The 22,438-nt window shown below is 68.3% G+C and carries 21 protein-coding genes; 11 read left to right on the top strand and 10 right to left on the bottom strand.

What is annotated here, in order from left to right; translation table 11 throughout:
* The first annotated feature begins 186 nt into the window (after window positions 1–186).
* Together QM806_RS01140 and QM806_RS01135 are read left to right on the top strand one after the other, a co-directional pair.
* Window positions 187–1,350, top strand: coding sequence for a DNA recombination protein RmuC (locus tag QM806_RS01140; protein WP_005560524.1), 1,164 nt, complete (start codon window positions 187–189; stop codon window positions 1,348–1,350).
* A gap of 23 nt (window positions 1,351–1,373) precedes the next feature.
* The gene (locus QM806_RS01135; RefSeq protein ID WP_169693597.1) at window positions 1,374–2,216 is read left to right on the top strand and encodes a DUF6542 domain-containing protein; all 843 of its coding nucleotides are present in this window, start codon (window positions 1,374–1,376) and stop codon (window positions 2,214–2,216) included.
* Window positions 2,217–2,243: 27 nt separating this feature from the next.
* Here the strand turns inward: QM806_RS01135 and QM806_RS01130 are convergent, their stop codons facing one another.
* Entirely contained in the window at window positions 2,244–3,254 is a 1,011-nt protein-coding gene (locus QM806_RS01130; protein WP_065490123.1) for a 4-hydroxy-3-methylbut-2-enyl diphosphate reductase, read from the bottom strand.
* Window positions 3,255–3,396: 142 nt separating this feature from the next.
* Here QM806_RS01130 and QM806_RS01125 point away from each other — a divergent pair, with 142 nt between their 5' ends.
* The 3 genes from QM806_RS01125 to QM806_RS01115 are packed head-to-tail and all read left to right on the top strand — an operon-like array spanning window position 3,397 to window position 5,522.
* Window positions 3,397–4,029, top strand: a complete 633-nt coding sequence (locus QM806_RS01125) for a lipid droplet-associated protein (RefSeq protein ID WP_169693598.1) — start codon at window positions 3,397–3,399, stop codon at window positions 4,027–4,029.
* Window positions 4,026–5,282 carry an exodeoxyribonuclease VII large subunit gene (xseA, locus tag QM806_RS01120; protein WP_005253706.1) on the top strand — a complete coding sequence of 419 codons (1,257 nt, stop codon included), beginning with the start codon at window positions 4,026–4,028 and terminating at the stop codon, window positions 5,280–5,282. The genes QM806_RS01125 and xseA overlap by 4 nt, the downstream gene beginning before the upstream one ends.
* 3 nt (window positions 5,283–5,285) lie before the next feature.
* A complete protein-coding gene (locus tag QM806_RS01115) occupies window positions 5,286–5,522 on the top strand; it encodes an exodeoxyribonuclease VII small subunit (protein ID WP_054248320.1) in 237 nt (78 codons plus the stop codon).
* A gap of 14 nt (window positions 5,523–5,536) precedes the next feature.
* Here the strand turns inward: QM806_RS01115 and QM806_RS01110 are convergent, their stop codons facing one another.
* On the bottom strand, window positions 5,537–6,106 hold the full coding sequence (locus tag QM806_RS01110) for a DUF4245 domain-containing protein (protein WP_054248324.1): 570 nt from the start codon (window positions 6,104–6,106) through the stop codon (window positions 5,537–5,539).
* Window positions 6,107–6,295: 189 nt separating this feature from the next.
* Here QM806_RS01110 and glpX point away from each other — a divergent pair, with 189 nt between their 5' ends.
* Window positions 6,296–7,336, top strand: coding sequence for a class II fructose-bisphosphatase (gene glpX / locus QM806_RS01105; protein WP_043791864.1), 1,041 nt, complete (start codon window positions 6,296–6,298; stop codon window positions 7,334–7,336).
* A gap of 99 nt (window positions 7,337–7,435) precedes the next feature.
* On the top strand, window positions 7,436–8,839 hold the full coding sequence (locus tag QM806_RS01100) for a class II fumarate hydratase (RefSeq protein ID WP_005238997.1): 1,404 nt from the start codon (window positions 7,436–7,438) through the stop codon (window positions 8,837–8,839).
* Between the two features lie 58 nt (window positions 8,840–8,897).
* Here the strand turns inward: QM806_RS01100 and QM806_RS01095 are convergent, their stop codons facing one another.
* The gene (locus tag QM806_RS01095) at window positions 8,898–9,755 is read right to left on the bottom strand and encodes an acyl-ACP desaturase (RefSeq protein WP_054248325.1); all 858 of its coding nucleotides are present in this window, start codon (window positions 9,753–9,755) and stop codon (window positions 8,898–8,900) included.
* Between the two features lie 156 nt (window positions 9,756–9,911).
* On the opposite strand from QM806_RS01095, the gene QM806_RS01090 reads away from it, so the two are divergent.
* Window positions 9,912–11,519 carry a serine hydrolase gene (locus QM806_RS01090; RefSeq protein WP_065490119.1) on the top strand — a complete coding sequence of 536 codons (1,608 nt, stop codon included), beginning with the start codon at window positions 9,912–9,914 and terminating at the stop codon, window positions 11,517–11,519.
* A gap of 26 nt (window positions 11,520–11,545) precedes the next feature.
* A complete protein-coding gene (locus QM806_RS01085) occupies window positions 11,546–11,977 on the top strand; it encodes a limonene-1,2-epoxide hydrolase family protein (protein WP_005560420.1) in 432 nt (143 codons plus the stop codon).
* 74 nt (window positions 11,978–12,051) lie between these two features.
* On the opposite strand, the gene phoH2 is transcribed toward QM806_RS01085, so the two are convergent.
* The 3 genes from phoH2 to QM806_RS01070 all read right to left on the bottom strand — a co-directional run bounded on the left by phoH2 (window position 12,052) and on the right by QM806_RS01070 (window position 16,310).
* Window positions 12,052–13,419 (bottom strand): RNA 5'-3' helicase PhoH2, encoded by a 1,368-nt coding sequence (phoH2, locus tag QM806_RS01080; RefSeq protein WP_025432159.1) that lies wholly within the window; start codon window positions 13,417–13,419, stop codon window positions 12,052–12,054.
* A 308-nt stretch (window positions 13,420–13,727) separates the two neighbouring features.
* Window positions 13,728–15,023: a serine hydroxymethyltransferase gene (gene glyA, locus QM806_RS01075; protein ID WP_005253714.1), complete on the bottom strand. Its 1,296-nt coding sequence runs from the start codon at window positions 15,021–15,023 to the stop codon at window positions 13,728–13,730.
* Between the two features lie 66 nt (window positions 15,024–15,089).
* On the bottom strand, window positions 15,090–16,310 hold the full coding sequence (locus QM806_RS01070; protein ID WP_007300203.1) for a hypothetical protein: 1,221 nt from the start codon (window positions 16,308–16,310) through the stop codon (window positions 15,090–15,092).
* Between the two features lie 169 nt (window positions 16,311–16,479).
* On the opposite strand from QM806_RS01070, the gene coaA reads away from it, so the two are divergent.
* Window positions 16,480–17,412, top strand: coding sequence for a type I pantothenate kinase (coaA, locus tag QM806_RS01065; RefSeq protein ID WP_005253716.1), 933 nt, complete (start codon window positions 16,480–16,482; stop codon window positions 17,410–17,412).
* A 41-nt stretch (window positions 17,413–17,453) separates the two neighbouring features.
* On the opposite strand, the gene QM806_RS01060 is transcribed toward coaA, so the two are convergent.
* Window positions 17,454–18,221: an isoprenyl transferase gene (locus tag QM806_RS01060; protein ID WP_005572244.1), complete on the bottom strand. Its 768-nt coding sequence runs from the start codon at window positions 18,219–18,221 to the stop codon at window positions 17,454–17,456.
* A gap of 161 nt (window positions 18,222–18,382) precedes the next feature.
* Here QM806_RS01060 and trhA point away from each other — a divergent pair, with 161 nt between their 5' ends.
* Window positions 18,383–19,051, top strand: coding sequence for a PAQR family membrane homeostasis protein TrhA (gene trhA, locus QM806_RS01055; protein ID WP_005572246.1), 669 nt, complete (start codon window positions 18,383–18,385; stop codon window positions 19,049–19,051).
* A gap of 6 nt (window positions 19,052–19,057) precedes the next feature.
* Here the strand turns inward: trhA and QM806_RS01050 are convergent, their stop codons facing one another.
* From QM806_RS01050 to mca, 3 genes are read right to left on the bottom strand one after another with little or no spacing between them, the layout of a single operon-like run.
* Window positions 19,058–21,073, bottom strand: a complete 2,016-nt coding sequence (locus tag QM806_RS01050; protein ID WP_283290101.1) for a thioredoxin domain-containing protein — start codon at window positions 21,071–21,073, stop codon at window positions 19,058–19,060.
* 17 nt (window positions 21,074–21,090) lie between these two features.
* Window positions 21,091–21,411, bottom strand: coding sequence for a hypothetical protein (locus QM806_RS01045; protein WP_005253720.1), 321 nt, complete (start codon window positions 21,409–21,411; stop codon window positions 21,091–21,093).
* A complete protein-coding gene (mca, locus tag QM806_RS01040; protein WP_005253721.1) occupies window positions 21,408–22,286 on the bottom strand; it encodes a mycothiol conjugate amidase Mca in 879 nt (292 codons plus the stop codon). Before mca ends, QM806_RS01045 begins: the two co-directional genes overlap by 4 nt.
* Window positions 22,287–22,438 lie beyond the last annotated feature (152 nt).

Here is a 22,438-nt window from a genome sequence, read left to right as displayed (position 1 = left end):
CGAGACCGTAGAGCACCGTGCCGACAACCTCGAACACCTCGGCCGCGTGGCGTCCGAGCGATTCGACGTGTCGCTGGGGCGGTGCCCCACATGTAGCGGGGCGGTGCCCCACATGTAGCGGGGCGGTGCCCCACATGTAGCTGGGCGGTGCCCCACATGTCGGTGGGTCGGTGCACCATGAGCCACATGAATGCACTCGCTGCACTCGGAATGCTCCTGGCGCTCGCCGCGGGCACCGCCCTCGGGTGGCTGCTGCACGCGGCGCGGAGCGGTGATCGGGCGGCGCGAGCGGAGGCACAGCTCGCCGCGCTGCGCGAGAACGAGGCCCTGCTGCGGCAGTCACTCGGCGCCGTCAGCGAGGATTCTGCCCGCCGCCACTCGGGTGCGATCGGCGAGCAGATCTCGCGACTGGTCGGGCCGCTGCACGAGGCCGTCGGCGCGCTGGCGGAACAGGTGGACCACGTCGAACGCAGCCGGGTTCACGCGTACGCCGGACTCAGTGAGCAGGTCGAGGGCATGCACCGCACGTCACAGATGCTGTCCACGCAGACGAACAGACTCGTCACGGCGCTGCGGGCGCCGCAGATCCGGGGCCGGTGGGGTGAAATCCAGTTGGAGCGGGTGGTCGAACTGGCCGGGATGGTTCGGCACTGCGACTTCGACACCCAGGTGTCGAAGGAGGGTGTCCGTCCCGACCTGCTCGTGTACCTCGCGGGCGGCAAGCAGATCGTGGTCGACGCCAAGGTCCCGTTCGCGGCGTACCTGGACGCCGCGCAGACGGAAGACCCGGCCGCCCGGGAACAGCACCTCTCCAGACACGCCCGGCAGCTGCGGACGCACGTCGACCAGTTGGCCGACAAGACGTACTGGGAGTCGTTCGACCCGACGCCGGAGTTCGTGGTGCTGTTCGTGCCCGGTGATCCGTTCCTGGACGCGGCGCTGACCGCCGATTCCGGGCTGCTCGAGCACGCGTTCTCACGGAACGTGATCCTCGCCACCCCCACCACGCTCATCGCATTGCTGCGGACCATCGCGCACACCTGGCGCCAGGAGGCGCTGTCTCGGGACGCCGCGAAGATCCACCAGCTCGGCCGGGAGCTGTATTCGCGGCTGGGGACGGTCGGCGCGCACCTCGACCGTCTCGGCTCCCAACTCGGCAAGGCCGTCGACTCGTTCAATCTCACCGTCGCGTCGATGGAGTCCCGGGTCACAGTGACCGCCCGCAAGCTTCACGACCTCGACGTGTTCGACGGCGACGTCACCGAGGTCAGCGCCGTCGATTCGTGGCCGAGACGCACAAATCTCGAGGATCTCTCAGGCTCTACCGGTCACGCCAACGAGGCTAGTTAACAAGTTGCCGCTACTGTCGTTGTGTGTCTGCAACCCAACGTGCTCGCTCTGGGGTGCCGCTCGACAGGCGGTCGATTGTCCCTACGGTCCCCGGTCTCCCCTGGTGGGGTGTCATTCTCCTGGCCGTCGGAGTCACCTTTGTCGGATTCGCTGTCGATGCGGCTCGTGGCACCGAACTCACGGCTGCGTTCTCCACGTTCTATTTCCTCGGCTGTGTCCTCGCCGTGGCGGCTGCCGGCAACCGCGCGCTGTTCACCGCGATCGTCCAGCCGCCGCTGATCCTGTTCGTCGCGGTGCCGCTCGGGCAGAGTCTCATCGCGGAGGAGAACAGCACCGCACTGAAGGACCTGGCGATCAACGTCGCGTATCCACTGGTCAACCGCTTTCCGGTGATGCTCGCCGCCACCGTGGTGACCCTGCTGATCGGCGGACTCCGCCTCTTCCTGCTGCAGCAACGCAAGACCGGTCCCGCTCGCACGTCCGAGCGGCGACGCGCGCAGCGGGCGCCACGCGCCGCCCGCCCTCGGCGCGCCGCCGAGGAGTCGGAGCAGTCTCCGCCGCCGCGTCGGACGCGTGACAAGGACGCCGCACGGGAGCACCCCCGCTCGGCGCGACGGGCGGCCACCCCACCGCCTCGCCGCTCGTCCTCGTCGGGCGGACGCACCGCGCCCCCACCGCCGATGGTCGACCGGGCAGCGCAGGCACCCCGGTCGGCACCTCCGCGCACCACTCAGGCGCCGCGTTCGGTCCCGCCGCGGACGACGCCGCGACCCCGGCCCAACTCCGACGTGCCGGCCCACCCCATTCCCCAGGTGCGCTACCGCGACCGGTACGAGCCGCCGTTCGAGACGGAGCAGCCCCGCTAGAGGAGGGACGGGCGGGTAGCGAACCGATCAGGTCCGCGCGGCCCGCAGCTCGCGCGGCAGTGCGAAGACCAGCGTCTCGTTGGCCGTCGTGACCGGCTGGACGTCGTGGAAGCCGTGCTCGTCGAGCAGATCGATCACACCACGCACCAGGATCTCCGGCACGGACGCACCCGAGGTGATCCCGACCGTCCGGACACCGTCGAGCCAGGCCGGATCCACTTCGCGTGCGTAGTCGACCAGGTACGACGCCTTCGCGCCCGCACCCAGTGCCACCTCGACGAGACGAACCGAGTTCGAGGAGTTTCGGGATCCGACGACGATGACAAGGTCGCATTCGGGTGCCATCGCCTTGACGGCGACCTGACGGTTCTGGGTGGCGTAGCAGATGTCGTCGCTCGGCGGGTCCTGCAGATTCGGGAAACGCTCCCGCAGCCGGGCGACCGTCTGCATCGTCTCGTCGACGCTCAACGTGGTCTGCGACAACCAGATGACCTTCGATTCGTCGCGGACCGTCACGGCGTCCACGGAGTCGGGTCCGTCGACCAACTGCACGTGCTCGGGTGCCTCGCCGGCGGTGCCCTCCACTTCCTCGTGGCCCTCGTGGCCGATCAGGAGGATGTCGAAGTCGTCCCGGGCGAAGCGCTTGGCTTCCTGGTGGACCTTCGTGACCAGCGGGCACGTGGCGTCGATCGTGCGCAGGTTGCGCGCCGCGGCCGATTCGTGGACCGCGGGAGACACGCCGTGGGCGGAGAACACCAGCAGCGCACCCTCCGGAACCTCGTCGGTCTCGTCGACGAAGACGACACCCTGATCGGTGAGCGTCTCGACGACGTGCCGGTTGTGGACGATTTCCTTGCGCACGTAGATTGGGGCGCCGTGCTTCTCGAGCGCCTTCTCCACCGTCTCGACGGCGCGGTCCACGCCGGCGCAGTAGCCGCGGGGTTCCGCGAGCAGTACGCGCTTCTCGCCGTCGGCGCGCGACGCTCCCGAATCTGCAGAACGTGTGATACCCACATTGAGTGGAACAGCCGAAGACATGGCTCCAGACTACGGGTCGCCCCGTACGGACGACACTTTCGCGGGGCCTCGGCGGGGTAGTGTGCGCATCGTCGCACCGAAGTCGTCGACGCTGTGGGCACGTCGGCTACCCAAACGTGCCGTTGTCAGGCAGGCTGTGGGAATGATTCGTCCCCCGTTCGTGGCGCGTGTCGCCGCTGGAATCGCCGTGACGGCCGTCGAAGAGGCCAGGAAACTGCCGACCACCGCGGCGACCCTGCCCATGACCGCGGTCAGTCAGGTGCTGCAGACCACGATGCGTGTTCAGCAGTCCATGACGGCGCTGGCCATCAAGGGCGACCAGGCTTTCGCACTGATCAACTGGACCCACGACGAGGAGCAGCCGGTCTGGGCCGTCTTCGACGAGGACACCGATCCGGTACCCGCCGTCGACGGCGGGACCGACGAGCGGTCGGCCGGGCCTGGGCGGTTCGCCCTGTACTCGCTGAGTCCGCAGGACGAGAGCACTCCTGAGAAGGTCTCGACCCCGAAGGCTGCTCCCGCCGCCACCAACGGCGCCGCCTCCGTGAAGCCGGTGAGCAAGAAGGTCGCGACCTCCGCCCCGACGGTGGCCGAACCCGAGATCGCCGTCGTACTCGACTACGGCACGCTGACGCTCGCCCAGCTGCGGGCGCGCCTGCGCAGCCTGTCCGTCGAGGACCTCACGACGCTGCTGGACTACGAGAACGCGACCCTGGCACGCGCACCGTTCCAGACCATGCTGACCAACCGCATCACCTCCGCCAAGGCCAAGTGACCTCCGCACAGCCCCGCGCAGCCAGTACCGGACCGAGTACCGCCGAGCAGCCGTGGCCGGTCCGCACCGTGTCGGCCAAGGTCGCACAGTGGATCGACCGGCTCGGGAGTGTCTGGGTCGAGGGACAGATCACCCAGATCAACGCGCGTCCGGGAACCCGGACCGCGTTTCTGGTGCTGCGGGATCCGTCCGTCGACATGTCGTTGTCGGTGACCTGCTCCCCGCAGCTGTTGCAGAACTCCCCCGTCCCGCTCACCGAGGGCAGCCGGGTGGTGATGTTCGGCAAGTTGTCGTTCTACACCGGCCGCGGGTCGGTCTCGCTGCGAGTGACGGAGATCCGCGCGATCGGGATCGGTGAACTCCTCGCCCGGATCGAGCGGCTGCGCGCGCTGCTGGCAGCGGAGGGTCTGTTCGACCCTCGACTGAAGCGTCCGCTGCCGTTCCTGCCGGGCACCATCGGGCTGATCACCGGTCGCGCCAGCGCCGCCGAGCACGACGTTCTCAGCGTGGCGCAGCGCCGCTGGCCCGCCGTGCGCTTCGAGGTGCGCAACACCCCGGTGCAGGGCGCGACCGCCGTTCCGCAGATCCTCGACGCGTTGAAGGAACTGGACGCCGACCCGCACGTCGACGTCATCATCCTCGCGCGCGGCGGCGGCAGCGTGGAGGATCTGCTGCCGTTCTCCGACGAGACGCTGTGCCGCGCGATCGTCGCCTGCCGAACTCCGGTGGTCAGCGCCATCGGCCACGAGCCGGACAGTCCGCTCAGCGATCACGTCGCCGACCTGCGGGCCGCGACACCGACGGACGCTGCCAAGCGGGTCGTACCGGATGCCGTAGCCGAGCAGGCGCTGGTCGGCGAACTGCGGTCGCGGAGCGCGGCTGCTCTCCGCAACTGGGTGCAGCGCGAGTCCCACCTGATCTCCCAGCTGCGGAGCCGGCCGGTGCTCGCCGATCCGCTGCGCGCACTCGACCACCGGTCGGACGAGGTCGAGCGACTGCGGGAGGCCGGGCGACGCGACATCAGCCGGGCGATCGCCGCGGAGAGCACCACGATCGAGCACCTGCGGGCACGGCTGACGACCCTCGGCCCCGCTGCGACCCTGGCCCGCGGCTACTCCGTGGTCCAGCGGATCGTGCCCGACGGCGATCCCGAGGTCCTGCGCTCGGTCGACGACGCCCCGCCGGGCACCCAGATTCGCGTTCGAGTCGCCGACGGCGCAATCCGTGCCGCGGTGATGGGAAAGGACAAGTAGGACATGAGCAAGCCCACCGGAAACGACACCGACACCGACATCGCGGAGCTCGGCTACGAGGCGGCGCGCGACGAACTCGTCGACGTGGTCAAGGTGCTCGAACAGGGCGGCCTCGACCTCGACGCGTCACTCGCGCTGTGGGAGCGGGGCGAGGCCCTGGCCAAACGCTGCGAGGAGCACCTCGCAGGGGCGCGCAAGCGCGTCGAGACGGCGCTCGCCCACGCCGACGACGAGGGCTGACACGCCCCCGGTCGTCAGGCGGCGAGGACCTGGGCGTCGGCCGCGGCGGTGGTGAGTTGCTCGAACGCCTCGGGTGACGCACTGCCCGTCACGAGGAGCCGGACGTCGCCGAAGTCGGAGACCCAGATCGGCTCGACTCCCTCCCCGCCGTACACGATCCAGCTGTGACCTGCAACGTCCTCGGTTCCCGTCGCCGTACGCGGACCACCCGCGACGAACGGCACGAGCACCGTCTCGACGGCATTGCTCTGCGTCAGCTGGATGTAGCGGCCTGCCTCGGTGATGAAGCCGACGGTGCTCGAATCGCCGCCGCCGTCGCCGCTGACGATGCTGCGGCTGCCCGAGTTGGGCGTCCAGCCCTCCGGTGTCTCCGGCTTACGCACCGGGAACGGAAGGTCCTGCGCGTCGTACTTCAGCGCCGCATCGACGTCGAAGCTGGGAATCGGACCACTGGTGGGTCCGCCCGGGCTGAACGTGCACTGGCTGGCGATACCCGCGATCAGTACGCAGAACAGGACAAGGGGTACGAGCGACCACACCATGTCGCGGTTGTTGTGCAGGATGCGGGGTTTATCAGATGCCACGCCCACCAGTATCCAGGGTCGGTCCCGGAACAACGATTCTCGGTCCCATGATTCGCGCCCCAGCAGCGCACGTCACACTTCTTTCTGGGAGAATCAGCAGCGAGATCCACTCGACACTCGGCGGCCGACGGCCACCGACACAGCGTCGACGTACAACGTCGACCGTGACTGCACCAGGAGGCACTGCCCATGACGGCTAGCACCACTTCGAGTCGCCGCGAGGCCCCGGACCGAAATCTTGCTCTGGAATTGGTCCGAGTCACCGAGGCTGGTGCGATGGCTGCCGGTCGCTGGGTCGGCCGTGGCGACAAGGAGGGCGGCGACGGAGCCGCCGTCGACGCCATGCGCCAGCTCGTGAGCTCGGTCTCGATGCGCGGCGTCGTCGTCATCGGCGAGGGCGAGAAGGACGAAGCTCCGATGCTGTTCAACGGCGAAGAGGTCGGCAACGGCGACGGACCCGACTGCGACTTCGCCGTCGACCCGGTCGACGGGACCACCTTGATGGCGAAGGGCATGCCCAACGCGATCGCCGTGCTCGCGGTCGCCGAGCGCGGCGCGATGTTCGACCCGTCTGCCGTGTTCTACATGGAGAAGATCGCCGTCGGCCCCGACGCCGCCGATGTCATCGACATCACAGCGCCCGTCGCCGAGAACATCAAGCGCGTCGCGAAAGTCCGCAAGGCGTCCCCCTCCGACGTGACGGTCTGCATCCTCGACCGTCCGCGGCACGCCAGGCTCATCCAGGAGGTCCGGGACACCGGCGCCCGGATCCGTCTCATCTCCGACGGCGACGTCGCGGGTGCGATCGCCGCCGCACGTCCGGAGTCGGGCACCGACATCCTGATCGGCACCGGTGGAACGCCCGAGGGCATCATCGCCGCCGCCGCCATGCGCTGTATGGGTGGTTCGCTGCAGGGCCGGCTGGCCCCGACCGACGATGCCGAGCGCCAGAAGGCCATCGACGCAGGCCACGACCTGGACCGTGTGCTCTCCACCGAAGATCTCGTGTCCGGTGAGAACGTCTTCTTCTGCGCCACCGGTGTCACGGACGGCGACCTGCTCCGCGGTGTCCGCTACTACGGTGGCGGCGCCTCGACCCAGTCGATCGTGATGCGGTCGAAGTCGGGCACCGTCCGCATGATCGACGCGTACCACCGTCTCGAGAAGTTGCGCGAGTACTCGTCCGTGGACTTCACGGGCGAGGACGGCGCCATTCCGCCGACGTTCTAGGCAGCTCCGCTGCCCGTGCGCCTTTCCGGTAGCCAGAGCTACCGGAAAGGCGCACGGGGAGCGCCCCCACGACGCGCTCAGAAGTGGCATGTTTGACGCATGACCGAGAGCAACGAGCAGCAGTACCGGATCGAACACGACACCATGGGCGAGGTGCGGGTGCCCGTGGATGCCCTGTGGCGCGCGCAAACTCAGCGCGCCGTCGAGAACTTCCCGATCAGCGGTCGAGGTCTCGAGCGCACCCAGATACGTGCAATGGGTCTGCTGAAAGCGGCCTGCGCGCAGGTCAACAAGGACCTCGGCCTCCTCGACGCCGAGAAGGCGGACGCCATTATCGCCGCGGCGGGCGAGATCGCCGAGGGCAAGCACGACGATCAATTCCCCATCGACGTCTTCCAGACGGGCTCGGGCACCAGTTCCAACATGAACGCCAACGAGGTGATCGCGTCGATCGCCGCGGCGAACGGTGTGGTCGTCCACCCCAACGACGATGTCAACATGTCGCAGTCGTCCAACGACACTTTTCCCACCGCGACGCATGTCGCGGCCACCGAGTCCGCGGTGAAGGACCTCCTCCCCGCCCTCGACCACCTGCGCCTGGCCCTGCTCGACAAGTCCACCGAGTGGAAGCACGTCGTGAAGTCGGGCCGCACCCACCTCATGGACGCCGTCCCGGTGACCCTCGGCCAGGAGTTCGGCGGTTACGCCCGCCAGATGGAGGCGGGGATGGAGCGGGTCGTGGCCTGCCTTCCCCGGCTCGGTGAGCTGCCCATCGGCGGCACCGCGGTCGGAACGGGACTCAATGCCCCCGACGGATTCGGCCCGAAGGTCGTCGCCGAACTGGTGAAGGCGACGGGCGTCGACGCCCTCACACCGGCGAAGAACAGTTTCGAGGCGCAGGCGGCGCGTGACGGCCTGGTGGAGGCGTCCGGCGCGCTGCGCACCATCGCGGTGTCCCTGACCAAGATCGCCAACGACATCCGCTGGATGGGATCGGGGCCGCTCACCGGTCTCGGCGAGATCCGTCTCCCCGACCTGCAGCCCGGCAGTTCGATCATGCCCGGCAAGGTCAATCCGGTGCTCCCGGAGGCCGCCACCCAGGTCGCCGCTCAGGTGGTCGGCAACGATGCCGCGGTCGCCTGGGGCGGTGCCGCGGGCGCGTTCGAGCTCAACGTCTACATCCCGATGATGGCGCGGAACCTGCTCGAGTCGTTGACGTTGCTGGCCAACGTCACGCGGCTGTTCGCCGACCGGTGCGTCGTGGGGCTCGTCGCGAACACCGAGCACCTCAAGACGCTCGCGGAGTCGTCGCCGTCCATCGTGACGCCACTGAACTCCGCGATCGGGTACGAGGAGGCCGCGGCTGTCGCGAAGCAGGCGCTGAAGGAGAAGAAGACCATCCGCGAGACCGTCGTCGACCGTGGTCTGATCGGCGACAAGCTGAGCGAGGAAGAACTCGACAAGCGTCTCGACGTGCTGGCGATGGCGAAGGTGAAGGACTGACCCTGCCGACGGAGAGGGCCCGCACTCGATCGAGTGCGGGCCCTCTCGCGCAGAAGTCCTACAGCAGCGCGGACAGCTCGTCGCGGGCCTTCTCGCCCTCCGAGCCGAGATCGGTGCGGTCGGCGATGTTCCACGAGCGGAGCAGCGGAGCGAACACCTTCTCCCCCTGCTGTGCGGGGTCGTAGATACCGGCCTCGGCGAGCACGGCGGTGCTGTCGGTTCCGCCGGGCAGTGCCACGCTCGGCACGTCGAATGCGGCGATCCGCGACGCGATCGCGCGCATCGTCTGGTCGGGTACCAGCTCGAACGCGGCCTCGACGATGTTTCGGTAGAACAGCGACTGCAGTTCGTCGTCCGCGGCCAGCCGCTCGGCGATCACGGCCACCAGCGGGTCCTCGCCGAGTGCCGCCGTGTTGTGATGACGCACCGCCGCGGCCTTCTCCTCGAACGCGGAGTTCGCGAGCATCTCGATCAAATGCATCGGCGGCATCGCGTAACCGCGGACCATCTCGTCCATCCGGGCGCGCTCGAGGGCGACGGGGTCGACGGCGCGCGTCACCATCAGGTAGTTCCGGAGCACGATGGAGTGCCGGTTCTCCTCCGCGGTCCAGCGGCCCACCCAGCGCCACCACGGACCCACCTGGGCGAGGTGCTTGGCGATCTCCCGGTGGTACGCGGGCACATTGTCCGCCACCAGCACACCCACGGTCAGTGCGAGCGCCTCGACGTCGCTCAGCGTCGACTGATCTGCCGACCAATCCGTTCCACCCATGAACGCGAAGTTCTTGCCCTGGTCCCACGGGACCAGATCGTGCGGCTGCCAGCCGTCCGCCTCGGCGAGGTGACGTGTGAGGTTTTCGTCCACCACCGGGGCCAGCTCACTGAGCAGCTGCGAGTCATTCTTTTCAATCGGCATCCGCACACCGTAGCGTCCGCGCCGGGGCACCGGGTCGACCACCGGTGAATTCGACGGGAACAACGGCGGCGTTGTGACGAAAACATCCTGGTCATGGGCTTGAAGTCGTTAGGCTGGCAGTCCACGGTTACCCCGGGCCCGAGCAGAGGATCACCCATGCGCAGACATCGGAACCTGACGATACTTCTGTCGGCTCTCGCGCTCGGCGGGTCACTCGTGACGGGTTGCGGCTCCGACGCAGACGACTCCGGTTCCGAGACGTCCGGCGCGAACCCCACCTCGGAGTCCTCCCAGCCGCCGAACCCGGGGACGGTCGCGGGCGTCGATATACCCGATGGTCAGATCGACGACGCCGTGGGCCGTCTCGACGAACTGGCGACCGAGTTGATGGACAGTTCCGGTCTGCCGGGCATGGCGGTCGCCGTCGTCCACGGTGGGCAGACCGTGTACGCGAAGGGATTCGGGGTGCGCGAGGCCGGCACCGATCAGAAGGTGGACGCCGACACCGTGTTTCAGCTGGCGTCGATGTCGAAACCGGTGGGGTCGACGGTGGTTGCCCATCAGGTCGATGCCGGCGTCATCGGCTGGGACACTCCCGTGGTGTCCAAGTCACCCGGTTTCGCCCTCGCCGACCCGTGGGTCACCGAGCACGTCACGGTGGGCGATCTGTACTCGCACCGGTCGGGGTTGCCCGATCACGCCGGCGATCTGCTCGAGGACCTGGGTTTCAACCAGCAGCAGGTGCTCGACAAGCTCCGGCTCGAGCCGCTGAACCCGTTCCGGATCACCTACGAGTACACCAACTTCGGCCTCACCGCGGCGGCGGAGGCCGTCGCGGCGGCGTCGGGGACGGATTGGGCGACGCTCTCCGAGCAGACGATCTACCAGCCGCTGGGGATGTCCTCCACGAGTTCGCGATTCGCTGACTATCAGGCCCGCGACGACCGCGCCGTCGCGCACCAACTCGTCGACGGCAAGTACGTCGCCGATGCGGTACGCAATCCCGACGCCCAGTCCCCCGCGGGCGGAGTGAGCTCGTCCGTCAACGACATGGGCAAATGGCTGGCGATGCTGTTGGCCGACGGCACGTTCGAGGGCAAGGAGATCGTGTCCCCCGAATCACTGCTCCCCGCGGTCAGTCCTCAGATGGTGTCCAGCCCACCACGGTCGATGGACAGCCGTCCGGGGTCCTACGGTTATGGGTTCAACGTCTCGACCACCCCGGCAGGGCGGGTCTCCCTCAGCCACTCCGGTGGATTCCAGCTCGGGGTGGCGACGAACTTCGTCGCGATACCGTCCGCCGACGTCGCCATCGTCGCGCTGACCAACGGGTCGCCCATCGGCATTCCCGAGTCCCTCACCGCCGAGTTCGCCGACCTCGTCCAGTTCGGGGAGATCCGCGAGGACTGGAGGTCGTTGTACCGGCAGGCCATCGCGCCGATGGACGAGCCCGAGGGCAGTCTCGTCGGCCAGACGGCCCCCGCGAACCCGGCACCACCGCAGCCGCTCCCCACCTACGCGGGCACCTACGGCAACCCGTATTGGGGTCCCGCCGTCGTCACGGAGAGCAACGGCGCGCTGTCGCTCCAACTCGGGCCCGCCGGGCAGACCTTCCCACTCACCCACTGGGACGGCGAGACCTTCACCTTCATACCCAGCGGTGAGAACGCCCCACCCGGAACCATCTCGAAGGCCACGTTCGCCGGCAACAACGTCACACTCGAGTACTACGACACGGAAGGCCGGGGGACATTCGTCCGCTGAGCCGACACTTCGACGGGAAGAAGACCATGAGCACGAACTCGCACGAACCGACGGGAACCACTCGAACGGACACGGCAGATGTCCAGGTGGTCCGGGCCTTCCTGGACGCGCTCGTCGCCGGCGACCCGGACGCCGCGCAACAGTATCTGCACCAGGACATCGTGTGGCACAACGTGTCCCTGCCCAAGATCCGCGGCCTCGGCTCCGTCATGCGGGTACTGCGCGGAATGAGCCGCCCCGGTGTCGGATTCGATGTGCGCCTGCACCACATCGCCGGCGACGGGACGGCCGTTCTGACCGAACGCACCGACGTCCTGATCTACAAGCGGCTGCGCAGCGAGTTCTGGGTGTGCGGCACGTTCGAGATGAAGGACGGCAAGATCGCCGTCTGGCGCGACTACTTCAGCAGCCGGGACTTTCTGTGGGGCACGCTCAAAGGCATTTTGCGCGCCTTCTGACGTTTCCGCCCGATGTCACCTCGGTCCGGTCGGACCGTGGTGCCATCGGGCGGATCACGCTGCGCGGCAGGCGCCTACGGCGTCGGCCCGAACTCCTCCAGCATCTCCGTCACGAGCGCCGCGATCGGCGAACGCTCACTGCGCGTCAACGTGATGTGGGCGAACAGCGGATGCCCCTTGAGCTTCTCGATCACCGCGGCCACCCCGTCGTGACGTCCGACCCTCAGGTTGTCGCGCTGAGCGACGTCGTGAGTCAGGATCACCCGGGAGCCGGTGCCGAGCCGGGAAAGCACCGTGAGCAGCACATTGCGTTCCAGCGACTGCGCCTCGTCCACGATCACGAACGAATCGTGCAGTGACCGTCCGCGAATATGCGTGAGTGGCAACACTTCCAGCATGCCGCGGCTGATCACCTCGTCCATCACCTCGGTGCTGGCGAGGCCGTCGAGTGTGTCGAAGACCGCCTGGGCCCACGGGCCCATCTTCTCGCTCTCACTACCCGGCAGGTAGCCGAGCTCCTGCCCGCCCACCGCGTAGAGCGGCCGGAAGACAACGACTTTCCGCTGGGTGCGGCGCTCGAGCACCGCCTCCAGCCCCGCCGTCAACGCCAGCGCCGACTTGCCGGTGCCCGCCTTGCCGCCCAGCGACACGATGCCCACACTGTCGTCCAGCAGGATGTCCAGGGCGATCCGCTGCTCGGCCGAACGTCCGTGCAGACCGAATGCCTCACGCTCCCCCCGCACCAGCTGCACCCGCTTGTCGGCGTTCACGCGGCCCAGCGCGCTCGACGAACCGCCCAGCAGCCGAATACCCGTGTGACACGGAAGCTCCCGGGCCTCCTCCAGATCGACGACACCCTCGGAGAACAGTTCGTCGATCGACGAGGACGCCACGTCCAGTTCGGTCATACCCGTCCAACCCGACGGAACGACGTCGTGGGCGTGGTACTCGTCGGCGGGAAGACCCACCGCACCGGCCTTCACTCGCAGCGGGATGTCCTTGCTGACCAGGACGACGTCACCGCCCTCGGCCTCGAGGTTCAGTGCGCAGGCCAGGATCCTCGAATCGTTGCTGTCCGTGCGGAATCCGACCGGAAGAACCGACGGGTCGGTGTGGTTCAACTCGACCTGCAAGGTGCCACCCTCGGTGCCGATCGGCACCGGCTGGTCGAGACGACCGTATTCCAGACGGAGGTCGTCGAGCATGCGCAGCGATTCTCTTGCGAACCATCCCAACTCGTGGTGGTGCCGCTTCCCTTCGAGCTCGCTGATCACGACGAGGGGAAGCACCACACGGTGCTCGGCGAACCTGGTGACGGCCCAGGGGTCGGACAGCAGTACGGAGGTATCGAGTACGAATGTACGAACTGCAGAATCCGACGATTTCCTGGGGGCGGCGGACGAACGTCCGACGCGGGCTGAGACGGAGCGTGAAGCAGTCACGTTGGCTCCTAGGTCTGCGTGGCACCCACGCAAACTCGGTTCGCTGGACCGGTCCGTCCCTGGTGTGTCACCACACGAGGGCCGGGCGCCGGCCCCCTCGCACTGAGTGTGTCAGCCACGATCAGGACCTCCCGTACAAGCAACTTCCCCGCTGCCTGTTACCCCCGACGGTACTGCCAAACACGCCGGACGGCCGTGCGAGCGGCGGGCGTGTCGGTGAACATCAAGTTACGTGGAGGCGCCTGCGGCGCCCGTGCGTGGTTAACGAGTCCCTGCACTCGCAGGCCACGCACGGGCGGCGGAGCCGCCTAGATCAGGCGCCAGTCCTCGAGACCCTCGTACAGCGGGAAGTCGGCGGCAAGCTTCGACACGCGGGACTTCAGCGTCTCGACGTCGGACGATCCGGCGAGTGCGGTGCCGATGATGTCGGCGACCTCGGTGAACTGCTCGTCCCCGAATCCACGCGACGCGAGCGCCGCCGTGCCGATCCGGAGGCCGGACGTGACCATCGGCGGGCGGGGGTCGAACGGCACCGCGTTGCGGTTGACGGTGATGCCGACCTCGTGGAGAAGGTCCTCACCCTGCTGGCCGTCGAGCTGCGAGTTGCGCAGGTCGACGAGCACGAGGTGCACGTCGGTGCCGCCGGTGAGGACGCTGACACCCTTGTCGACGACATCGGCGCCGGTCAGACGCTCGGCGAGGATCTTCGCGCCGGTCAGGGTGCGCTGCTGACGGTCCTTGAACTCCTCGGTGCCCGCGATCTTCAGGGAGACGGCCTTGGCGGCGATGGCGTGCATCAGCGGCCCGCCCTGCTGGCCGGGGAAGACGGCGGAGTTGAGCTTCTTCGCCCACTCCTGCTTGGCGAGGATCAGGCCGGAGCGCGGCCCGCCGAGCGTCTTGTGGACCGTGCTGGACACGACGTCGGCGTACGGCACGGGCGACGGGTGCAGCCCGGCAGCGACCAGGCCCGCGAAGTGCGCCATGTCGACCCACAGGTACGCGCCGACCTCGTCGGCGATCGACCGGAACGCGGCGAAGTCCTCGTGACGCGGGTACGCGGACCAACCGGCGACGATGACCTTCGGCTGCGCGGCGACCGCGATCTTGCGGACCTCGTCCATGTCGATGCGGTGGTCCTCCTTGCTGACCCCGTACGACTCGACGTCGTACAGCTTGCCGGAGAAGTTCAGCTTCATGCCGTGCGTGAGGTGGCCGCCGTGCGCCAGGTCGAGGCCGAGGAGCTTCTCACCCGGGTTCATCAGGGCCATCAGGACCGCCGCGTTGGCCTGTGCGCCGGAGTGCGGCTGAACGTTCGCGAAGTCGGCGCCGAACAGTTCCTTGGCGCGGGTGCGGGCGAGATCCTCGATGACGTCGACGTGCTCGCAGCCGCCGTAGTAGCGGCGTCCCGGGTATCCCTCGGCGTACTTGTTGGTGAGGACGCTGCCCTGGGCCTGGAGGACCGCGCGCGGAACGAAGTTCTCCGAGGCGATCATCTCCAGCGTGTCGCGCTGACGGGCCAGCTCACCTGCCATGGCCTGGGCGACTTCGGGGTCGAGTTCGGCGAGGGGGGCCGTGTTGACGTCGGTACCGGGCACAGCGGTCATCGAGGGATCTCCAAGCTGGATGCGGAAACGAATGCTCCCAGTCTACGAAGTACCCGTGAGGACTTCCTAACCGCCCGCGGTGAGGTACCCCTCACCGGCGCGCAGGACGCTGGGCACGAGCGGCTCGTCGAGCAGCCGGCGGAACCGCTCCGACCGCTCCGCGCCGACCGGCACCTCGCCCAGCCAGCCACCGAGCAGTCGGTATCCCTCCACGTAGGTGCTGGTGTACGCCCGCCACAACGGCGACGACAGGAACCGCAGCGACTGCCGGGCCCGCTCGGGAGTCGACAGGCTCCACCGCTGCAGGAACGCCGCGACGTCGTCGTGGCTGCGGCCCTCGTCGTGCAGCATCATCGCCGCATCCTGCCGCACACCGAGCAGCTGCCCGGACGCCCCGGACAGACGTTGCGCCTGCTCACCGTCGAATCGCAGGCCCAGGTCGGCGTAGATTTCCTGCGCCCACAGCCCCCAGTCCGACCCGACGATCGATTCGAGCGCGAGGTCCGCGAGCCCCTCGGCCATCAGGCACTGCGGGGTGTTGACGACGAACAACGTCTGCTCGAGCTGTCCAGCGCCGACCAGTCCGGCTTCCTTGCGGCAGTGCTCGGTGTGGTGGCCGGGGTACGACTCGTGCGCGATCAGCCGCGGCAGGTTCGACATGTGCTGCTTGAGGTCGGAGTTGATCGCGACCCGGGAACGGTAGTCGCCGAGGTAGTAGTTGAACCCCGACCACGGCTTGTCGCCCACGACCTCGTACTCGACGACTTCCGAGTCGGGCAGTGCGTAATGCCCGCGCACGAGATCGCGCAGAGCGCTCGAGAAGGCGTCGACACATTCCTGCAACCGGTCCGCGGGGATCTCGTCCTTCGCGCGGTGGGCCTGGATGCGTTCGGCGAGCGGCCCCGTTCCGGGCAGCACGGCGTCCATCTTCCGGTGCGCCTCCCGGTACTGCTCCTCGTCGCCCCGTTCGATCCGGACGTCGAAGTACGCCTCGACCTCGTCGACGAAGCCGACGTCGTCGCCCGCGAACTTGCGCCCCGAGCATTCGAGGGCGCGGAGATGGACGTCGAGGAACCGGGTCCGCTCCTCGGACAGTCCCGCCGACGGCAATTCCGCGCGGAGGTTCGCCGCCGTGCGCGCGAGAACGCGCGGATCGGGCTTCGGCGCGTTCTCCACCTGCCTGCGCAGCGCGGGATCGCCGGTATACGCGTCGACGAATCCTTCCTCCAGCCGGTCGAAACCCAGCCCGAGCAGCAAGTATTCGCGTACGAACGAAACGGATTCCATGCCGTCCGACCTTAGTCGCACACGCGTCTGCCCGACCCGCCGACAGCGCAGCCTGTGGCACCAAGCACAATCCGACTATGCAACCGCTACTCGCCAGCGCAACGACGACGGCAGAGATTCTGGGCATGGACCGCTCACTCCCCCGTGTACCCGAGTGTGAGCGGAACTGATGGCGCGGACGAGCGAGTCCAGTCCGTACGTCGAATTCGACCGGAAGCAGTGGCGCACACTGCGTAAGTCGACGCCACTCGTCCTGACCGAGGAAGAGCTGTACGGACTGCGGGGCCTCGGCGAGCAGATCGACCTCGAAGAGGTCGCGGAGGTGTACCTGCCGCTGTCGCGTCTCATCCACCTGCAGGTCGCGGCACGTCAGCGACTGTTCGCCGCGACCGCGACGTTCCTCGGCGAGAAGCACCCCGACCAGCAGGTGCCGTTCGTGATCGGCGTCGCCGGCAGTGTGGCGGTCGGCAAGTCCACCACCGCCCGTGTCCTCCAGGCCCTCCTCGCGCGGTGGGAGCACCACCCGCGCGTCGACCTGGTGACGACGGACGGCTTCCTGTATCAGACGGCCGAGCTGAACCGCCGCGGGATAATGCACCGCAAGGGCTTTCCCGAAAGTTACGACCGCCGCAAGCTGCTGCGGTTCGTCACCGAGGTGAAGTCGGGGGCCGAAGAAGTGGCCGCGCCGGTGTATTCACACATCTCGTACGACATCATCCCGGGCCAGTACCACCTGATCCGGCAGCCGGACATCCTCATCATCGAGGGTCTCAACGTGCTGCAGACCGGTCCCCGGCTGATGGTGTCGGACCTGTTCGACTTCTCGATCTACGTCGACGCCCGCATCGAGGACATCGAGAACTGGTACATCCAGCGTTTTCTCGCGCTGCGGAAGACGTCGTTCTCCGACCCCGACGCACACTTCCACCACTACGCCGGACTGTCCGACCGGGACGCGACGGCTGCCGCCCAGGAGATCTGGCACAACATCAACCGGCCCAACCTCGTCGAGAACATCCTGCCGACGCGTCCGCGTGCCACGCTCGTGCTGCGCAAGGACGCCAATCATTCGATCAACCGGCTGCGGCTGCGGAAGCTGTAGGTGAGTGGCGAAGTGTGTTCCGGCACGCTTCGCCACTCACGTCAGACGCCGAAGCGGCGGTGCCGGGCGGCATAGTCGCGGAGCGCGCGGAGGAAGTCGACCCGGCGAAACTCGGGCCAGTACGCCTCGGTGAACCAGATCTCGGAGTAGGCACTCTGCCACAGCAGGAACCCCGACAGCCGCTGCTCCCCCGACGTGCGGATCACGAGGTCGGGGTCGGGCTGGCCGGACGTGTAGAGGTGACCGTCGATGCCGTCGACTGTGATCGATTTCACCAGTTCGTCCCCCGACAGTCCCGCGAGGAGTTTCTCGCTCAGCAGCGACTGCACGGCGTCGGCGATCTCCTGGCGACCGCCGTAGCCGATCGCGACGTTGACGTGGGTGCCGGTGCGCCCCTCGGTCCCGGCGGCCGCGTCGCGCAGACGACGGGACTGTTCGGAGGGCAGGAGGTCGAGGGCGCCGACGATCTTGACGCTCCAGTTCTTGTCGGGGCCGGAGATCTCCTCGACGACGTCCGTGATGATCTCGAGCAGGGTGTCGAGTTCCCCGGGGTCGCGGCGCAGGTTCTCGGTGGACAGCAGGTAGATGGTCGCCATCTCGATGCCCGCGGCGTCGCACCAGCCGAGCAGCTCGGAGATCTTCAGGGCGCCCATGCGGTGGCCGTGGCTGACGTCCTCGAAGCCGTTTTCGCGGGCCCACCGCCGGTTGCCGTCGCACATCACGGCAATGTGCCGAGGGTGCTGTAGACCGTCGAGCCGCTTCAGTAGACGACGCTCGTAGATGCTGTACAGCAGTCCTCGCGCACTCACCTGGAGATCACCATGACACGCAAGAGTACGCCGCATCCGAAGGTGATCCGCGACGGCCGTCACACAGCGCACGACTTGCCGCTACCGACGGGTACGCTCTCACCACAAGCTAACCTACGGTTGCGTAGGTTAGTGCCACACACAGCGAGAAGAGGTGTTCAGTGACCGCTTTCGGCCTCGACGAACTGCCCGTCAAGCCCCGACTGCGAGGGTGGATCCACCTGTGGGCGTTCGGCGTCTCCGTGATCGCCGGCATCGTCCTCGTCACACTGTCGGGCACCCAGGTGTCCGGGGAAGCGGCGCTCGCCACCGCCGTCTACAGCCTCACGGTGTGCGGTGTGTTCGGGGTCAGCGCCACCTACCACCGGATCCACTGGAACACCGTCAAGGCCCGCACTTGGATGAAGCGCGCGGACCATTCGATGATCTTCCTGTTCATCGCCGGCAGCTACACCCCGTTCGCGGTGCTGGGGCTTCCGCCCGACACGGGCCGGACCCTGCTGATCGTCGTGTGGGCGGGGGCGCTCGCCGGGGTCGCACTGAAAATGCTGTGGCCGACGGCACCGCGCTGGGTCGGGGTACCGCTCTACCTGCTGCTCGGCTGGGCCATCGTTCCCGTCGCACCCGAACTGACACACGAGGTCGGCGTCCTACCGATGGTGCTGCTGCTGATCGGCGGCATCCTCTACTCGGTCGGCGCGATCCTCTACGCCACCAAGTGGCCCAACCCGTGGCCGACCACGTTCGGGCATCACGAGTTCTTCCACGCCGCCACCGTCATCGCGGCCCTGTGCCACTACATCGCCGTGTGGCTGGTGGTGTTCCGGTAGGCCGGACTACCGGCTCAACGCGGCACCCAGGTCCTCGATCGTCGACACCGGGCGGTCGCACACGAACCCGCGGCACACGTACGCCGCGGACGCGCCGCCGACCAGCGGCCGGTCGGCGAGCAGCGGTGACGAGTCCGGTGCGCCGCCGACCACGACGGCACCCCCGGGAGCGAGTCTGCGCGCCTCCCGAAGCAGGACGGAATCCCCGTCGGTCGCCACGGCCACCTGGATCGGGCCGCGCACCGACGCCTCGGCCACCGCGAGCCAGTGCCCGGCCGATCGCGGCGCGCGCTCCAGAAGCAGTGCCACCCGGTCGAGCGATTCGGCGGCCGCGCTCGCGTACCGTCCCGACGCGTCCGCGTCGGCCACCGCGGCCGCCGTGACCAGTGCCTCGACCAGGCACGACGCTCCGGACGGCGTCGCACCGTCGACCGGGTCGCGGGGACGGGTCACCAGGGTCTCGGCGTCGTCGGCGGTGTCGAACCAGCTGCCCGGCCGCTCGTCGTCGGCGAAATGGATCAGGGCGCGGTCCAGCAGCGCCCGCGCGTGCGTCAGCCACTCGTTGTCGCCGGTCGCCTGATACAACGCGAGAAGGCCCGTCGCCAGGCAGGCGTAGTCCTCGAGCACCCCGGCCGATTCGCCCACGGACGTTCCCAGCGACGCCCTCCGCAGACGCCCGTCGACGACGTGCAAGCCCAGCACCGCACGCGCGCACTCGGCGGCCGCGGCCACCCACTCCGGCCTGCCGAGTCCGGCACCGGCCTCGGCGAGCGCGGTGATCGTGAGACCGTTCCAGGCGGTGACCACCTTGTCGTCGCGTCCCGGCTGCGGCCGCGTCGCACGCTGGGCGAGCAGCGTGCCCCGGATCCGGCGCCAGCGGTCCCAGTCGTCCGGATCGCGCGGAAGCTGCAGGACGGACGTGCCGGCCTCGAACGTCCCGTCCGCGGTCACCGCGAACACCCGGGCCGCCCACTCCCCGTCCTCGGGGCCGAGAACCTCGACGAGCTGCCCGGGGGTCCACACGTACGTGAGTCCCTCGACGCCCTCGGTGTCGGCGTCGAGGGCGGACGCGAACGACCCGTTGTCGGTGCGCAGATCGCGCAGCAGGAACTCGACCGTCTCCTCGGTGACCCGGACGGCCAGGTCCGCGCCCGTGCGCCGGCCCAGGTGCGCGTACACGCGCAGCAGCTGGGCGTTGTCGTAGAGCATCTTCTCGAAGTGCGGCACCACCCACGCGGCGTCGACCGAATACCGGGCGAAACCGCCGCCGAGCTGGTCGTAGATGCCGCCGCGCGCCATCGCCGACGCCGTCCGCCCCACAACACCGAGCACGTCGTCGTCACCGGACCGCTCGTACGTGCGCAGCAGGCCTTCCATCAGCGCGGACGGCGGGAACTTGGGGGCTCCTCCGAACCCGCCGCGGTCGGCGTCCTCGTCCCGCAGCACGGCTGCGACAGCCGCGTCCAGCAGGGCCGCGTCCACCCGGACCTCGCCCTCGGGAATGCCGCCGGCTCCCCGCCGCAACTCGGCGACCACCGAGGCGGCCGCGTCGTCGACGTCACCGCGGCGGTCCCGCCACGTGTCGGCGATGGCGCTCAGCAGTTGCGTGAACGACGGCATCCCGCCGCGCGGCTCGGACGGGTAGTAGGTGCCGCAGTAGAACGGGGCGCCGTCGGGAGTGAGGAAGCACGTCATCGGCCAGCCACCCTGACCGGTCATCGCGACCGTGGCGTTCATGTACACGGCATCGAGGTCCGGACGCTCCTCGCGGTCGACCTTGACGCACACGAAGTGCTCGTTCATCAGCGACGCCACCGCCTCGTCCTGGAAGGACTCGTGGGCCATCACGTGGCACCAGTGGCACGCCGAGTATCCGATCGACAACAGGATCGGGACGTCCCGCTCGCGCGCCCACTCGGTCGCCTCGGGACCCCACTGCTGCCAGTGCACGGGGTTGCCGGCGTGCTGTCGCAGATAGGGGCTGGTGGACCCACCGAGTGTGTTCTGTGCGCGTGGGTCCATGTCCGGCTCCTGTTCGACTACTTCTGCAGGTTCGGCGGGGTGTCCGTCGGCTTCGGCGGTTCGGTGCTGCTCGGCCCGCCACCGTGGATCGCGCCGCGGTCGGTGCCCTCGTCCGCTTCCTGGTCCGGTTCGGGGTGCTCCGGCTCGAACGTCTCGGGCAGGTTCTTGAGCTTCTTGTTCATCGACCGCACCAGCAGCACCACACCCGCGAGCAGCGCGAGAATGACGACGAGACCGATGGGCGACGCCTTGCCGAACTCGGGACCGGACGGGGTGCTCGGCGTCTGCGCCAGGACGTCCGCCGCGCCGGCCACGATGCTCACCGTCAACGCATTCACTGCTGTCCGTCCTCGTGGATGCCCGCGAACAGGTCGTTCTCCGGGATGGAGGTGGTGACGCGGGTCTTGGCGAGCTCGAATTCCTCGGTCGGCCAGATCTTCTGCTGGATCTCGAGCGGAACCGCGAAGAACGAGCCGTTCGGGTCGATCTGGGTCGCGTGGGCACGCAACGCGTCGTCACGCTGAGGGAAATAGTCGCCGCACGTGATCTGGGTGGTGACGCGTGCCATCAGGTCGCCCTGCTCGGTCTTCCACTTCTTGAGCCACTCGGCCATCGGGAACTCTTCGCCGCGGCGGTCGTACTCCTCCTGGAACTGCAGGAGACGCTTCCGGATGAAGCCGTGCGAGTAGTAGACCTTCTGCACCTTCCACGGTTCCCCGGCGTCGGGGAACCGCTCCGGGTCGGCAGCGGCCTCGTACGCGGCCATCGACACCTCGTGGCACCGGATGTGATCGGGGTGCGGGTAGCCGCCGTTCTCGTCGTACGTGGTCATGACGTGCGGACGGAACTCGCGGATCACGCGCACCAGCGCCTCGGTCGACTCCTCGAGCGGAACGAGCGCGAAGCAGCCCTCCGGCAGCGGCGGCTTCGGGTCACCCTCGGGCAGACCCGAGTCGACGAATCCCAGCCACTGGTGCTGGACTCCGAGGATGCGCGCCGCCTCGGCCATCTCCTCGATGCGTACCTCGTGGATGCGGTCCCGTACCCCGGGCACGTCCATCGCGGGGTTGAGGATGTCGCCACGTTCACCACCGGTCAACGTCACGACCTTCACTTCGTTGCCCTCTGCGGCGTAACGGGCCGTTGTCGCGGCACCCTTGCTCGACTCGTCGTCGGGATGGGCATGGACGGCCATGAGCCGGAATCCGCTCACGTATTCGTTCACCTCAACTTCGCCAGTAGCCGTTGCCGGCTTGTCCGTGTCGCGCGCTCTCGCCCTCCGCCATCGCTGACGGCGCACTGACGCACGTCCTCTATAGTTCCACCCGAGAGTTCCGCTTGCAGCCGTGCCCCCGCTCGAGTGCT

This window comes from Rhodococcus sp. IEGM 1351 (assembly GCF_030056875.1).
Classification (GTDB): Bacteria; Actinomycetota; Actinomycetes; order Mycobacteriales; family Mycobacteriaceae; genus Rhodococcus_F; species Rhodococcus_F opacus.
Note: the sequence above shows the minus strand (reverse complement) of the source record. Positions and strands in the feature narration are given on the sequence as shown.